We start from the raw sequence: 13032 nt of genomic DNA on the forward strand, positions 1-13032 counted from the left end.
AAGGAGTGCAGAGATGTCGACCCATATTTCCGTCCCGCCGCAACTCTTGCTCGAGCGCATTCTCACGCTCGAAATCGTGCGGGTAACGGAGCGGGCGGCGGTGTCGGCCGCGCGGCTGCGCGGCCACGGCCAGGAGAAGGCGGCCGACCAGGCTGCGGTCGACGCGATGCGCCGCGAGCTCAACAAATTGCCGATCGAGGGCACCGTCGTGATCGGCGAGGGCGAGCGCGATGAAGCGCCGATGCTGTTCATCGGGGAGAAAGTCGGGCTCAATGCCGGCCCGCAGGTCGATATCGCCGTCGATCCGCTGGAAGGCACCACGCTTTGCGCGAAGAATATGCCGGGCGCGATCGCGACCATGGCGATGGCCGATGGCGGCACGCTGCTGCATGCGCCTGACGTCTACATGGAAAAGATCGCGATCGGTCCGGGCTACGACAAGAACGTGATCGAGCTCGACGCCTCGCCCGCCGACAACATCCAGCGGCTCGCCAAGGCCAAGGGCGTGCCGGCCGCGGCGATAACAGCGCTGGTGCTCGACCGTCCGCGCCATGCCGACATCATCGCAAGCATCCGCTCGACCGGCGCGGCCGTGCGCCTGATCACCGACGGCGACGTGGCCGGTGTGATCCACACCACCAACCCGGATGAAACCGGCGTCGACATCTACATGGGCACCGGCGGTGCGCCCGAGGGCGTGCTGGCGGCGGCAGCGCTGCGCTGCATCGGCGGCCAGATGCAGTGCCGCCTCATCCTCGACAGCGACGAGAAGCGCGAGCGCGCGCAGAAGATGGGCATCACCGATCCGAAGATGATTTACGGCATCGAGGACATGGCGCGCGGCGACTGCCTGTTCGCCGCCACCGGCGTTACCACGGGCTCGCTGCTGACAGGCGTCAAGTTCAAGAAGGACACGATCGAGACCGAGACGGTGGTGATGCGCTCGGTCACCGGCACCGTGCGCTACATCAAGGCGGAGCACCGCCAGCTCGAGAAGTTCCATCTCGACTAATGTTCCGTTGTTCCGGGTTCGATGCTTCGCATCGCACCCGGAATGACAACGAGAATAAACGGGAGGCGAGCATGGCCGATCTTTCGGCGGTGAAGGCGCTGGTGTTCGACGTGTTCGGCACCGTCGTCGACTGGCGTACCAGCCTGATCACCGACTTCACCAAGTGGTCGAAGACGCGCGGCATCGAAGCGGACTGGACCGCCCTCGTCGACGGTTGGCGCGCGGTCTACGTCGCCTCGATGGACGAGGTGCGCAAACATCCCGAACGCGGCTATGTCATTCTCGACGTGCTGCACCGTCGCTCGCTCGAGAAGCTGGTCGAGCAGCAGGGCATCAAGGGATTGACGGACGCGGACCTGCACCACCTGACCATGGGATGGCACCGCCTGCATCCCTGGCCCGACAGCGTGGCGGGGCTTGCGCGGCTGAAGACGAAATACATCATCTCGCCGCTCTCGAACGGCAACGTCGCGCTGCTGACCAACATGGCGAAGTTCGCAAGGCTGCCCTGGGACCTCATCATGTCGGCCGAACTGTTCGAGCACTACAAGCCCGATCCCGAAACCTATCTTGGCGCGGCGAAATTGCTGTGCCTGCCGCCGGAGCAGGTCATGATGGTCGCCGCGCACAACGGCGACCTCAAGCATGCGCAACAGAACGGCCTGAAGACCGCCTTTGTGGCGCGCCCGACCGAATACGGCCCGCTGCAGAAAGTCGACTTCGAAGCCACCGGCGACTGGGACATCGTCGCCAAGGATTTCGGCGCAATCGCCGATCGGCTAGGCTGCTAGCTAAGAAGTGCGCCACGTAAGAGGTCCTCATCCTGAGAGCGTGAGAATCTTTAGGCAATGAGCATTTGCCACAGCCGCGGTGCTGTGATTCGCTTGCGTTGCGCGCGAGGCAGGGGCTGACGATGGCTGACGAGCAATTGTTCGAGGGGTTACCTGAGCAGGAAAGACCGCAGGCCGAAGGGCGTGGTGCGCTGCGGCTGCGGGTGCCGGAACGCAGTCAGATCGGCATGCAGGTGGCGGCATTGGACGATCTGATCTCGGAGGATCATCCGGTCCGCTCGGTCTGGGCGTTCGTCGAGGGGCTGGATCTGTCGGCGTTGCACGAGGTGATCAAGGCGCGCGAGGGCCAGCCCGGACATCCGCCAGCAGCACCGGAACTGATGTTGGCGCTTTGGCTGTGGGCCACGGTCGATGGGGTGGGCAGCGCCCGCCAACTGGATCGGCTGTGCCGCGATCATCTGGTCTATCGCTGGTTATGCGGCGGGGTGTCGATGAACTATCACAGCCTGTCGAACTTCCGGATCGCGCATATGGCAGTTCTGGAGCGGCTGCTGGCGCAGGGGGTCGCATCCATGGTGGAAGCTGGCCTGGTGTCGCTCGACACGTTGGCGCAGGATGGCTTGCGGGTGCGCGCGGGTGCCGGGGCGAGTTCCTTCCGCCGGCGCGCGCGGCTTGATGATCTGCTCACCGCGGCGCAGACGCGGGTGGCGCGCCTGCGCGCTGAAGCCGAGACGGATCCGGCGGCTGGCGATCGTCGCCAGCGGGCGGCGAAGGCGCGTGGCGCCCGCGAGCGCGAGGCGCGGATCGCGGCGGCGCAGCAGCGCATGAAGGAACTGGAGGTCGAGCGGGAGCGGCGCGAGAAGACCAACAAGAACCAGGTGGCCAAGCAGAAGGAGCCGCGCGCTTCGACCACCGATACCGACGCGCGGGTGATGAAGATGGCCGATGGTGGGTGGCGTCCGGCTTATAACATGCAGATCATCTCGGCGCCGGAACACCAGGTGATCGTTGCGGTCGACATCGATACCAGCGGCTCGGATCGCGGCCTGGCGCAACCGGGGATCGAGACGGTGCACGCTGAAGGCTACGACCCCTCCAACTATCTGGTCGACGGCGGCTTCACCAAGAACGACGACATCGAGTGGGCCCACGCCAAAGATATCAAACTGTGGTGCCCGGCGGGGCAAACCAGGCACGGCACCGACCCTTATGCGCCGAAGCAGGGTGACGGTGTTGGCGTCGCGGATTGGCGTGAACGCATGCAGAGCAAGGACGGTAAGGCATTCTACCGACTGCGCGCCGAGCACGAATGCATCAATGCCCATGCCCGCCGCATGGGACTGCGCCAGCTAACCCTGCGCGGCAAGATCAAGGCCCGCCTCCATCTGCTGTGGTTCGCCGTCGCTCACAACATGATGCGCTTCCTCGCCTTGCACGCCAAGGCGCAGGTCGCGGCATGAACAGAGGCGTCCACGCCAGCAGGTGCCCACAAAGCGCCGCAGCAGCCGCAGCACCGGCCCGGAGGTCAGATCGCGGTCATTCGGCGCCGGCTCAACCGAAAAGCTTTACGGTCTGTGCCTTCCAGCCCATCACATGTAAAATTCTCCGGACAAGGCGAATCATTCTCACCCTCTGAGGAGCGGCCGTCAGGCCGCGTCTCGAAGGATGGCCGCGGGTGACATCGGGGCCTCATGGTTCTCCCGGCGATGCGAAGCATCGTCCGGAGACGCCGCTGCGCGGCTCCTCACCATGAGGGATGCACAGCGCAGGTCGCAACACTCGCTTAAGAAGCCGCCCCGCAGAGAATGACGCCGTACCAGCCGAGACCCTTGTAGGTCTCGTAGCCCGGCGTGGCGTGGAAGGCGACCAGCGCGCCTGTGCGGTCCTGGTAGAAGCCGCTGCGCTGGCCGTTCAGCGAGAGCGAGACGTGCTCCGTCAAAATGCCCTGGCCGTCGGAAGCCGCGATCACCCGGAAATTGGAATCGATCAGCAGCACGCGCGCTCTGTCGGCGGCACCGACGCGCACGCCCTGGACGATGGCGCGCGCCTGCGGCTCCCAGTCGAAATGGATGGCGAGCACGCCGGTTGGTTTGCCATGAGCCTTGCCGCCTTCGCGGACGCTGGCGCAATAGGTTGCGACCTGAGCGTTGCCGAGCAGCGGCTGGCACTCGATGTCGCCGGCGACATAGTCGTCGCCCGAGCGCAGATCGCGCGCCTGGCGAAACCATTTTGTCGCGGCAACATTCTGGCCGATCACCTTGAAGCGATCGGCGCGCCCGTTGGCAATCACATTGCCCTCGAGGTCGCAAAGCCAGAGATCGAGATAGACGGTGTAGGCGGAAAGGATCACGCCGAGTCGCTCGGACGCGTGCGCGACCACCGCCGGTTGAGGTGAGGCGGCGCAGTCGACGACGGCGGAATCGGTCGCCCACCAGCGCACGTCGCAGGTGCGCTCATAGAGGTTGCGGTCGATCAGCTCGATCGCGTTCAGCGACAGGTCCACCATGCGCTCGCCACGCGAGCGGTCGGTCATGCGCTCGATCGAACTCATGAGACTGCCGGTGCGCCGCGTCAGTTGGGTCTCGAGCTCGCGGGCGATGGTCTCGACCTGCTGGCCGACGCCGCGCACTTCCTGCGCCACCACCGCAAAGCCCGCGCCTTGCGCGCCGGCACGTGAGCTCTCGATCAGCGCGTTCAGCGCCAGCATCTTCATCTGGTTGGTGATCTTCTGGATCGACCTGGTCTTCTCGCAGGCGATCTGGTTGACCTCCGCGGTGAGCCGCGCGATCAGGGCCGAAATGTCGGATTCATCATCGATATCAGGCGAGACCGCCGATTCGCTCGCGATTGATTTCGCGCGCGCAAGCGCGATGGACATAGGCGGACTTCCCCTGCGTTATGCCTTTGACCGCTTCCAGCGGACGGAACTGAACCAAGAAATCGCACATTAAACACACATCCTTTCTCGGGGATTTCGGCTAACGTCGGCTTAATTTTCCGAATTTGCCACCTATGTAGAGCTGCACTTTATTTGGGCATCCCGCTGTTTCTTGTCGTGAATCCCGCTGCAAGCCAAGTCCGTGCCATCCGTCTCCTGCGAAAAGCGGGCAAAACCGGCTGGCAGCGCTTCGCGATCGGCCGCTCAGGGGCGAGGATGGAAGCACTGATTCGCTCTGTTGCCAGCGCTGCTCGTCGGGACCGTTATGACGCTTCACACCGCCATCCTGCCTGTGGAGATGCCGCCGGCCTTTCTCGGCGTGGCGCGCTCGCTCACGGGCAAATTCTGGCGCGACCGCCTGGACGCCCGCGGTGCCGCGCGCGCGCTTGCGATCGCGCAGCGCCACCAATTGCCGGAAATGTTGGCGCGGGTGCTCGCGGGCCGCGATGTCGCGATCGATGACGTCCCGGATTTCCTTGATCCGACCATCCGCAAATTGATGCCGGATCCCTTCACCGTGACTGCGATGGAAGCGGCGGCGAAGCGGATCGCGGATGCGGCGATCCGTAACGAGAAGGTCGCGATCTTCGGCGATTACGACGTCGACGGCGCGACCTCGGCGGCGCTGCTCGCCTGGCACTTGCGGCATTGCGGCCTCGATCCGCTGATCCACATTCCCGACCGCCTGTTCGAGGGCTATGGCCCGAACACGGAGGCCGTGCGTGCGCTCGCAGCCAAGGGAGCGACATTGCTGGTTACCGTCGACTGCGGCACGACGAGCCTGGAGCCGCTGGCCGAGGCGCGACGGCTCGGCATGTCGGTGGTCGTCATCGATCACCATCAATGCGGTGAGGCGCTGCCCGAGGTCGATGCGCTGGTCAATCCGAACCGGCTCGACGATCTCTCCGGTCTTGGTCATCTCGCGGCCGTCGGCCTCGTGCTGGTGACGCTGGTTGCGGTGAATCGGGAATTGCGCCAGCGCGGTTTCTGGACTTCGGAAATGCCGGAGCCGGATCTACTCAGCATGCTGCATCACGTTGCGCTTGGCACGGTGGCCGACGTCGCGCCGCTGATCGGCCTCAATCGCGCGCTCGTCGCCAAGGGATTGATCGCGCTACGCAGGCGCGACCATATCGGGCACACCGCGCTGATGGATGTCGCCCGGCTCAACGGCCCGCCGGAGGCCTGGCATCTCGGCTTCATGCTGGGGCCGCGCATCAACGCCGGCGGCCGCATCGGACGCGCCGATCTTGGCGTGCGGCTGCTGCTGGAAGGCGATCCCTCGGAGGCCGCGCGGATCGCGGCCGAGCTCGACCGCCTCAACAGCGAGCGGCGTGTCATCGAGCAGGCGGCCGAAGCGCAGGCCGAGGCGGAGGCGCTGGCCTCGCTTGGATTGGAGGACAAGGGCTCAGTCATCGTCACGGCCGCCGAGGGCTGGCATCCCGGCGTCGTCGGTCTCGTGGCCTCGCGCTTGAAGGAGAAATTCGGCAGGCCCGCCTTTGCCATCGCGCTCGAGCCGGGCGGCATCGGCACCGGCTCGGGGCGCTCGATCGGCGGTGTCGATCTCGGCAAGGCGGTGCGGCAGGCGGTGGCGGACGGCCTGCTGCTGAAGGGCGGCGGCCACGCGATGGCAGCGGGCGTAACGCTGCGCAAGGAGAAGCTCGCGGAGTTCCGCGCCTATCTGGAGAGCGTGCTTGCCGCCGATGTCGCCAATTCACGTCACGAGAACGAATTGTTCATCGACGGCGCGGTCAGCGCGCGCGGCGTCACGGTGGAATTTGCCGCGATGCTGAACCGCGCCGGCCCGTTCGGCAGCGGCAATCCGGAGCCGGTGATTGCGCTGCCGTCGCACCAGCTCGTCTATGCCGATGAAGTCGGCCAGGCGCACTTACGGCTGCGCTTCAAATCGGGCGACGGCTCGATCGTGAACGGCATGGCCTTCCGTTCCGTCGGCCAAAAGCTCGGCAATGCGCTGATACAGAATCGCGGCCAGCCGCTCCATGTCGCAGGCTCGCTTGCGATCGACCGTTGGCAAGGCAGCGAACGTGTGCAATTGCGTGTGCTCGACGTCGCGGTCCCCGATCAGGGGCCCGCGGTGATCAGATAAGAAAACAGTCGGGGAGAGCACATGGCAGGACAGGTTGAAGGCAAGGTGGCGCTGGTCACCGGCGGCGCCTCGGGCATTGGCGCGGCGGTCGCGGAATTGCTGGCGCAGGAGGGTGCGACTGTCGTCGCGACCGATATCGACGAGCTCCGGGGACCCGAACTCGTCGCCGATATCAAGAAGGCTGGCGGCAAGGCGGTCTTTCTGCAGCAGGACGTGACCAGCGAGGCGCGCTGGGTGGAGATCGTCTCGGAGATCGAGAAACGGTTCGGCCGGCTCGATGTGCTGGTCTCCAACGCCGGCATCGGCATCTCCGTACCATCGATTGTCGACATGACCTTCGCCGATTGGCGCCGGCAGACCGCGATCAATCTCGATGGCGTTTTCCTCTCGGTGAAATATTCCCTGCCGCTGATGCGCAAGGGCGGCGGCGGATCCGTCATCATGATGTCCTCGCTCGCGGGCCTGCGCGGCGCGGCGGGGTTGGCGGGCTATTGTGCAACCAAGGGCGGCGTACGGCTGTTTGCGAAAGCGGTCGCGATGGAATGCGCCGCGGCAGACGACGGCATCCGCGTCAACTCGGTGCATCCCGGGATCATCGACACCCCGATCTGGGGCAAGATCCCGACGGAAGCGACGGGCAGGGGGACGAACGCGCCGATCGACCCGGAGGAGCGCGCGAAGCTCGCAACCCCGCTCGGCCGCGCCGGCCAGGCGGCGGAGATCGCGAGTGGCGTGCTGTATCTGGCCTCCGATGCGTCGCGCTACGTGACGGGGACTGAACTCGTCATAGACGGCGGCATGAATGCGGGGGCTATCGCGCGCAAGGCGTGACGCATCAATTCCCCTGCCTCAACCGCGCCAGCACCTTGAGCCCGCCATAGCCGTCGGCGGGCAGCAAGCCCGTCTTAGTCTGATAATCCCGGATCGCCTTCATCGTGTCGTTGCCGACGCGGCCGTCGGTGCCGCCGGTGTCGAAGCCGGCCTTGGTGAGCCGCGTCTGCATCTCCTGCACCTCGGCCAGCGTCAGGGCGCGTTCGGAGCCGGGGAAAGGATGGATGAAGGGTGGCGCGCCCAGAATGCGGTCGCCAAGGTGGCAGATCGCCAGCGCATAATTCATCGAGGGGTTGTAGCTGCGCACGGCGTAGAAATTCGGACCCAACAGGAATGCGGGGCCGCCCGCGACCGGAATCCATAGCTGCGCCGACGCATTCGGTTGAGGGAACGGCTGGCCATCGGCGCGGGCCACACCGGCGCTGGCCCACGCCGCGTAGGTCCGGTTGCCGCTCATGCCGCCATTGGCGCGCACCTCATAACCCCAATGCTCGCCGCGGTGATATTTGCCGCGCTTGACGAGGTATTTCGCGGTTGATCCGAGTGCGTCGTCCGGCCGGCCGAATGGCGAGACCTTGCCATCGCCGTCATAGTCGAAGCCGACATTGAGCCACACTTCCGGCATCCACTGCGAATGCCCCATGGCGCCAGCCCAGGAGCCGCGCATCTCATCTGGCGTGCTCCAGCCGCGGTCGACGATCCTGAGCGCATTGATCAGCTCTGTCTCCCAGTAGGTCTTGCGACGCGGCTCATTCCAGGCGAGCGCGGCGAGGGCAGGGAACACCGGCTTCATGTGGTTCTGCTGCACCAGCGGATCGCCGTAGGCCGATTCAACGCCCCACAATGCCAGCAGGGTGCCGCGCTCAACGCCAAAATCCTTCTCGATCCGCGTGAACAGAGCCTCGTTCTTCTTGAGCGCCTCGCGGCCATTGATGATGCGCCAGTCCGAGACGCGGCGGTTGATGTACTGCCAGATCTGCTCGTTGAATTCCGGCTGCTTCTGCATCTGCCGGAACACGCTCATGTCGGGCTCGATGCGGCCCATCACACGCGTCCAGGTCGCCTCCGAGATTCCCTTCGCGAGCGCGCGGGCGCGAAAATTGTCGCGCCATTGGTCGAAGCCCGGCGGGGCCGCAAGCACAGCGAGAGGGCCGGCAAGCAGGCTGCCGGTCGCGATGCTACCCTGCAGGAAGGTCCGGCGGGTAGGGAATTTCAGAGAATCAAGCTGCTTCATGACCTCAGTCTAGCGGCGCTGTCGGCGCGGACCAAAGGCCACGACGCCGCGGGAACTAGCTATCCTGCAGGTCTGTGGCGATTTTGGACAGCCAGCGCCTCACGACGAGTTCCGCTTTGGCGTTGAGCCCCTCCGCGAGCCGCCGGTCCACGGCATGGGCATGGCGGCGGCATTTCTCCAACAGCCCTGTCCCGCGCCGGGTCAGCGTCCACTGCAGGACGCGGCCATGGACCGGATGCGGTGTCTTCTTGATCGCGCCATCGCGCTCGAGATTGCGGATGATGACGCCGACGGTCTGCGGCGTCAGCAAGGCCACCCGCGCGAGATCGGCGCCTGACAGCCCGGGATAGGCGCGCAGCATCGTCAGCACGACGAATTGCGGCGGGGTGACGCCGAGCGTTCCCAGCGCCCGTTCCATCGTCAGCCGCGTCGCGGCCTGGGCCTGCCGCAGGAGATAAGCGAGGTAGCCTTGCTCGCCACGCTTGCCCTGGCCGGGCGGCGGCGGGCGGATCATCGCGAGCGCCGGATCTGCCTCGGCGGGCGTTTTCCGGTTCCGAGCGGGATTTTTCGATTTTCCGCCTCTTGACCTCTTGCGATCGGCGATCGATTGCTCGCCAGACGATCGTGCAGTCTTGCGCGACATATCAGCACTCTTATAATGTATCAGCATACTGATAACATGAGGCTACACCGATGTCACATGCGAGAGCCGAATACGCCGACTTTCAGAGGCTCACGCCCGATGTTTGCGATGCCGTGCGGGCGCTGGGTCAGATGGCGGCAAAGGCCGGCATCGACAAGCAGTTGCTCGAACTGGTCAAGCTGCGCGCCTCGCAGATCAACGGCTGTGCCTTCTGCGTGCAGTTTCACATCCTGCAGGCCGAGAGCCTCGGTGTATCCGCCGACAAGCTCAACCTCGTCGTGGTCTGGCGGGAGGCCCCGCAATTCTCACGCCGCGAGCGCGCCGCGCTGGCGTGGACCGAAGCCCTGACGAAGCTGGGCGACGGCGTGAATGACGAGGTTTATGCCGAAGCGCACGCGGAATTCTCCGAGCAGGAGCTGAGCTATCTCACCTCGGCGATCGCGGCGATCAACGTCTGGAACAGGTATGGCGTCGCCTATCGCTGGACGCCGCCGACACGGAAGCCGCCGGCGGTCGGCGCAGCCGCGTCGTGAATCCGAAAGACAGAGGGGGCGAATAACGTCTTTCTCCAAAGGAGAACAACATGACATCGATGCTGGCGACAACTCCTTTCGCACCGACGCGGCCGATTTCGCTCGCGGTCATTGCTGGTCTTGCCCGCGCTTTGGTCACCGCAAAGACCGTGCCGGCGATGATGGATGCGGTATCCGGCGCGATAGCGCCGCTTTGTGCAAACGCCGCCGAGGGATCGCCACTCGACAAGGTCGAGCCGATCGGCTCATACGCACTGCCGAACGTGCCGGGCAAACGGGTCACCATCGTGCGCGTGTTCTACGGCCCCGGAGGTTTCACGCGCGCGCATCGGCATGCCGGCTCGGTGACGGCCTATATCACCAAGGGCGAAATCCGCTCGCAGCTCGGCGGCGGACCGCTTGAGACGTTCAAGGTCGGTCAATCCTTCTTCGAGCCGCCGGGCTCGACGCACCTGGTCTCGGCCAATGCCAGCAACACGGAGCCCGCGGAGCTGATCGCCGTGTTCGTGGCGGACGAGGGTGCGCAGCTTACGACGTTGATCGAGTAGCCCGCTGAGCGGCCGCGGATTTGGCCACTAATTGCCGCCGCCTTCCTGCGGATCGAGATGTTTGATCACGTCCTCCGGCTGCGCATGCGCCACCGCGGCCGCCACTGGCGGCTCGGGGCCGATCTCGCGGCCGCGGCCGTGGATCAGGCGTTCATAGGCAGAGACCAGCGTGGTGTAGGGATTGACCCAGAGCCAGCCGTCGCGCGTGAACACCTGGACGTCGAAATGCAGATGGCGCGTGGTGCCGTTGGGGTGATCGAGATAGTTCGAGACCACGCCGATCTTTTCGCCTTCCGTGACGCGGCGTCCATTGAGAAGGCCGTCCGCGTCCATCGTCGATGGGTTCATATGCATATAGCGGAAGCGAATATGCTCGGTCTGGGTGTTGATTTGCAGCGTTGCTCCCTGCTGGCCCGGCGAACGGATCACGACGCCATCGCGCACGGCAACGACCGCCTGCCGCCTGGGATCGCAGGGCTCGTTCCCCTCCTTGTTGGGCGGGCAGGCGCCTGGGCGGATATCCTGCCCCTGGTGGCCAAAGCCGCCCGTGCATTGGCCGACTTCGAAACTGCGCGCCTCGCAAAAACTGTCCTGCCAGGGATATTGGTCGGCGCGTCTGCCAAACGATTGCGAATGGATGAAGGCCGGCGCCTTCGCCAGGGGGAAGCGGATTTGTGAATAGGTGGTCAGGTCGGTGCGGCCGGCCTGCTTGTGGTAACCGCTGTTGGCGACGATGTCGCCGCTCGGCCGGTAGGTGAAGTCAGGTGAAGCGGTTGCCGGCCGCTCGGCACTCACGGAGGCGATATCCCGTCGCGGGCGCGAGGGTTGGCCGCCAGTGATGCGCAGCGCCTTCAGGAAGCGCTCGGCGACCGGATAGGCCTCGCGGCAGGCCAGCCGCCGCGGCCGCGGCGTGCTGTCGAGGCAGTGGATCGAGACCACATACGGCACGCCGAAACGGGTGAAGGCGTAGCGCACATAGCCTTCGCGGATGACGCGCCGGATATCAGGGTACTGCGCCGAAAGCGATTTGACCGGTTCACCCTTGCCGCCGAGCCGATCGTTGAGATCGTAGAGCAGCAGCGAGCCGGTGATATGCACCTCGACGGGTCTTGCGAACGTCCGCTCCGGCATGCCATCACCGGCACCCGGCTCGAGTGCGAACATCGCGTCATAGCCGGCGGCTCCCGCATGGAAGAGATCGGCCGGACGGAAGTCCGCCTGATAGCGTGACACCGACAAGCTTTCCACCGCGCCGCTCCGTCGCGCCTCGAGATAGCTTGCGGTATCGAACGGCAAGAGCACCGGAATCGGGCTGCGGCCGATACCTGGGAACAGTTGCGAAGTGATCGCATTGAGCTGCACCAGCGCGGGCCGCGAGCGCGGATCATAAGAAGGTACGCGGCGCTGGCTCGCAAAGGTGAAGTTCGCAGTAATCGAAGGCTGGGTGTTGATCTCGGCGCGGAGTTGATCGAGCACCGCGCGCCATTCGACGCGCACGGCCGAGATCGAAGGGGTACGGAATTCGTCCGCGGAAGCGGCGAGGGGATCGGCAAGGAGCAATGCGAAAGCTGCCAGCCAAGGTGCGACAAAGCTGACAGCTTTCCCTTTCAACGCGTCGCCCCCCGGCGCGGCACTCCCTTAACCGATCGGCTAATCCTTGGCGCGTTCGACGTAGGAGCCGTCTTCGGTCATCACGACGATGCGCGTGCCGGTGCTGATGTGCGGCGGCACGGCGGTGCGGATCCCGTTCGACAGCACGGCGGGCTTGTAGGAGGAGGAGGCGGTCTGGCCCTTCGTCACCGGCTCGGTCTCGACGACCTCGAGGGTGGCGCGCTGCGGCAACTGGATCGCGACCGGATTGCCCTCATGCATCGAGAGCTTCACGGTCATGTTTTCCTGCAGGTACGGCGCGGACGACCCGACGATGTCCTTCGGCACCTGGACCTGGTCATACGTCTCGCCATTCATGAAATGGAAGCCGTCGGCGTCCTCATAGAGGTAGTTGAAGTTGCGATCCTCGACCGTTGCCTTCTCGACCTGGTCGGTGGTCTTGTAGCGTTCGGAGACCTTCACACCATCGCCGATGCGGCGCATTTCGATCTGGCTGACCGGGGTTCCCTTGCCAGGGTGGATGTTTTCGGCCGACAGGACAATGTAAAGCTTGCCATCCTGCTCGATGACATTGCCTTTGCGGATGGAACTGGCGATGACTTTCAAAGTGGTTTTCCTGAATGGTTCGGCCGCCGGCTCAGCTCGGCTGATGCGCTCGGCGGCCTGGCGGGCAGTTTCGGGCTGCAACATACTGATTTGCCCCCGAGATGCCAGCCTTTTGCGGCCGGTTTTGGCAGGTTGCTGACAGGTGTGGCGTCCTCTGCCGGCTGTCAACCGCGCGAAC

Annotated in this window: 12 protein-coding genes; 7 read left to right on the plus strand and 5 right to left on the minus strand. The window is 65.0% G+C overall.

Going from position 1 to position 13032, the window contains the following annotated elements; all coding sequences use genetic code 11:
• The first annotated feature begins 13 nt into the window (after positions 1-13).
• The 3 genes from glpX (at position 14) to ACVJGD_RS05955 (ending at position 3263) form a co-directional block, all read left to right on the plus strand.
• Positions 14-1012, plus strand: a complete 999-nt coding sequence (gene glpX, locus ACVJGD_RS05945; protein WP_456633479.1) for a class II fructose-bisphosphatase — start codon at positions 14-16, stop codon at positions 1010-1012.
• A 71-nt stretch (positions 1013-1083) separates the two neighbouring features.
• Positions 1084-1803: a haloacid dehalogenase type II gene (locus ACVJGD_RS05950; protein WP_456633480.1), complete on the plus strand. Its 720-nt coding sequence runs from the start codon at positions 1084-1086 to the stop codon at positions 1801-1803.
• Between the two features lie 122 nt (positions 1804-1925).
• Positions 1926-3263 (plus strand): IS1182 family transposase, encoded by a 1338-nt coding sequence (locus ACVJGD_RS05955; RefSeq protein ID WP_456633186.1) that lies wholly within the window; start codon positions 1926-1928, stop codon positions 3261-3263.
• A 323-nt stretch (positions 3264-3586) separates the two neighbouring features.
• Here the strand turns inward: ACVJGD_RS05955 and ACVJGD_RS05960 are convergent, their stop codons facing one another.
• Positions 3587-4681 carry a methyl-accepting chemotaxis protein gene (locus ACVJGD_RS05960; RefSeq protein ID WP_456633481.1) on the minus strand — a complete coding sequence of 365 codons (1095 nt, stop codon included), beginning with the start codon at positions 4679-4681 and terminating at the stop codon, positions 3587-3589.
• A gap of 325 nt (positions 4682-5006) precedes the next feature.
• Between ACVJGD_RS05960 and recJ the strand changes: the two genes are divergently transcribed.
• Both recJ and ACVJGD_RS05970 read left to right on the plus strand, forming a co-directional pair.
• On the plus strand, positions 5007-6848 hold the full coding sequence (gene recJ / locus ACVJGD_RS05965; RefSeq protein ID WP_456633482.1) for a single-stranded-DNA-specific exonuclease RecJ: 1842 nt from the start codon (positions 5007-5009) through the stop codon (positions 6846-6848).
• A gap of 21 nt (positions 6849-6869) precedes the next feature.
• Entirely contained in the window at positions 6870-7679 is an 810-nt protein-coding gene (locus ACVJGD_RS05970; RefSeq protein WP_456633483.1) for an SDR family NAD(P)-dependent oxidoreductase, read from the plus strand.
• A 4-nt stretch (positions 7680-7683) separates the two neighbouring features.
• Here ACVJGD_RS05970 and ACVJGD_RS05975 read toward each other — a convergent pair whose 3' ends face one another.
• Positions 7684-8913 carry a lytic murein transglycosylase gene (locus ACVJGD_RS05975; RefSeq protein WP_456633484.1) on the minus strand — a complete coding sequence of 410 codons (1230 nt, stop codon included), beginning with the start codon at positions 8911-8913 and terminating at the stop codon, positions 7684-7686.
• Positions 8914-8968: 55 nt separating this feature from the next.
• A complete protein-coding gene (locus ACVJGD_RS05980; protein WP_456640190.1) occupies positions 8969-9427 on the minus strand; it encodes a MarR family winged helix-turn-helix transcriptional regulator in 459 nt (152 codons plus the stop codon).
• Positions 9428-9606: 179 nt separating this feature from the next.
• Between ACVJGD_RS05980 and ACVJGD_RS05985 the strand changes: the two genes are divergently transcribed.
• Both ACVJGD_RS05985 and ACVJGD_RS05990 read left to right on the plus strand, forming a co-directional pair.
• Positions 9607-10089: a carboxymuconolactone decarboxylase family protein gene (locus ACVJGD_RS05985; RefSeq protein WP_456633485.1), complete on the plus strand. Its 483-nt coding sequence runs from the start codon at positions 9607-9609 to the stop codon at positions 10087-10089.
• Between the two features lie 50 nt (positions 10090-10139).
• Positions 10140-10637, plus strand: coding sequence for a cupin domain-containing protein (locus tag ACVJGD_RS05990; RefSeq protein ID WP_456633486.1), 498 nt, complete (start codon positions 10140-10142; stop codon positions 10635-10637).
• 27 nt (positions 10638-10664) lie between these two features.
• Here ACVJGD_RS05990 and ACVJGD_RS05995 read toward each other — a convergent pair whose 3' ends face one another.
• Together ACVJGD_RS05995 and efp are read right to left on the minus strand one after the other, a co-directional pair.
• Positions 10665-12248, minus strand: coding sequence for a M23 family metallopeptidase (locus ACVJGD_RS05995; RefSeq protein ID WP_456633487.1), 1584 nt, complete (start codon positions 12246-12248; stop codon positions 10665-10667).
• A gap of 39 nt (positions 12249-12287) precedes the next feature.
• Positions 12288-12854, minus strand: coding sequence for an elongation factor P (efp, locus tag ACVJGD_RS06000; protein ID WP_454618872.1), 567 nt, complete (start codon positions 12852-12854; stop codon positions 12288-12290).
• Between the last annotated feature and the right edge of the window lie 178 nt (positions 12855-13032).

The sequence above is a fragment of the Bradyrhizobium sp. USDA 10063 genome (assembly GCF_054063735.1).